The sequence below is a fragment of the Streptomyces sp. SM1 genome (genome assembly GCF_002910825.1).
Classification (GTDB): domain Bacteria; phylum Actinomycetota; class Actinomycetes; order Streptomycetales; family Streptomycetaceae; genus Streptomyces; species Streptomyces okerensis.
In genome coordinates, this window is sequence record NZ_NEUB01000347.1 from 1 (window position 1) to 880 (window position 880).

General features: G+C 71.9%; 1 protein-coding gene. It reads right to left on the reverse strand.

Annotated elements, in window-relative coordinates:
- On the reverse strand, positions 1-880 hold an 880-nt coding region (locus B9S61_RS08755), incomplete at both ends, for a sensor histidine kinase KdpD (RefSeq protein WP_146064756.1).

An 880-nucleotide genomic window follows, 5' to 3' on the forward strand; every position in this document is an offset into this window, starting at 1 on the left:
CCGCGCCCTGTCCGCCGGCCAGTGCGCCCGGCTCCGTACCGAGGAGGGCCTGGGGCATGACGAGCACGGCCTGGACCCCGCCGTAGATGTTGCTCTGGAGCCGGACGTGGATGCCGTGCCGCTTGGCGAGCTGGGAGACCACGAACAGCCCGATGCGTCCGTCGGCCAGCAGGCTGGCGACATGCACCTGGTCGGGGTCGGTGAGCAGCGCGTTCATCCGGTCCTGCTCGGTGACGGGCATCCCGAGCCCGCGGTCCTCGACCTCGACGGCGAGCCCGGAGGTCACGAGGCTGGCCCGCAGCAGCACCTGGGTGTGGGGCGCGGAGAACACCGTGGCGTTCTCGACGAGTTCGGCGAGCAGGTGGATGACGTCGGCGACGGCGTGCCCGCGCAGCGTGCCGTCGATCGGGGGGACGAGTTTGACCCGCGAGTACTGCTCGACCTCGGCGATCGCCGAACGCAGCACCTCCGTCATGGAGACCGGATTGCTCCACTGCCGCCGGGAGACTGCCCCGCCGAGCACGGCGAGGTTCTCGGCGTGGCGGCGGATGCGGGTGGCGAGGTGGTCGACGTGGAAGAGGCCCTTGAGGAGATCGGGGTCCTCCATCTCGTTCTCCAGCTCGTCGAGGAGGGAGATCTCGCGGTGCACCAGGGACTGCAGACGCCGTGCGAGGTTGACGAACACCTCGAGCTTCTGTTCGCTGCCCGCCTGGCTGGAGAGCCGGGACGCCTGCACGACGGCGGCGGCGGCACCGTCGTGCGCCCGGGTGAGGTCGGCGGCGAGCAGGTCGAACTCGTCGGCGTCCGCGGGCGTTTCGGCTCGCCGTGCCCGTGGGGGCGGGGCCTCGCCGTGGCGCAGCGCCTCGACGAGGGCGTGCAG